The sequence below is a fragment of the Kitasatospora sp. MY 5-36 genome (assembly GCF_001182915.1).
Taxonomy (GTDB): Bacteria; Actinomycetota; Actinomycetes; order Streptomycetales; family Streptomycetaceae; genus Kitasatospora.
The window spans coordinates 1-593 of record NZ_LFVW01001001.1 but is presented as its reverse complement, the minus strand read 5'-3'; the positions used below and the strand labels follow the sequence as shown (position 1 = coordinate 593).

The following is a 593-nucleotide window of genomic DNA, read 5'->3' as shown; positions in this document are numbered from 1 at the left end:
CTCGCGCAGCGGGCGCTCCAGGTGGCGGTCCAGCGCGGCGCAGACCTCGTCGAACGCCGCCGCGAACACCGGGTACGCCGCGTACAACTCGCTTCCCATGCCGACGCGTTGGGCGCCCTGGCCGGTGAAGAGGAAGGCCGTGCGGCCGGGGGAGACCATGCCGCGCACCAGCTCGGGCGCCGCTCCGCCGGCCGCGAGCGCCTCCAGTCCGGCCCGCAGGCCGTCCGGGTCGGCGGCCACCAGGGCCGCGCGGTGGGCGAACTGTGTGCGAGAGACGGCGAGGGAGAGGCCGAGGTCGGCCGAGGCGGCCTCGGTGTCCAGGTGGTCGCGCAGGCGGCGGGCCTGGTCGCGCAGGGCCTGGTCGGTCTTGGCGGAGAGGAGGAAGGGGAGCGCGCCCGGTGCGGGAGCCTCCTCAGCCGACTCCTCGGCGGGCTGCTCCTCGGGGGCGTGTTCGAGGATGACGTGGGCGTTGGTGCCGCTGACGCCGAAGGAGGAGACGCCGGCCCGGCGCGGACGGCCGGTCTCCGGCCACTCCCGGGCCTCGGTGAGCAGCTCCACCGCGCCCGCCGACCAGTCCACCTGCGAGGACGGCA

The 593-nt window shown here is 76.6% G+C and carries 1 protein-coding gene; it reads right to left on the bottom strand.

All coding sequences use genetic code 11. The features are described 5' to 3' along the window. The coding region (locus AE652_RS39380) for a ketoacyl-synthetase C-terminal extension domain-containing protein (protein ID WP_049660380.1) at positions 1-593 on the bottom strand (593 nt) is incomplete at both ends.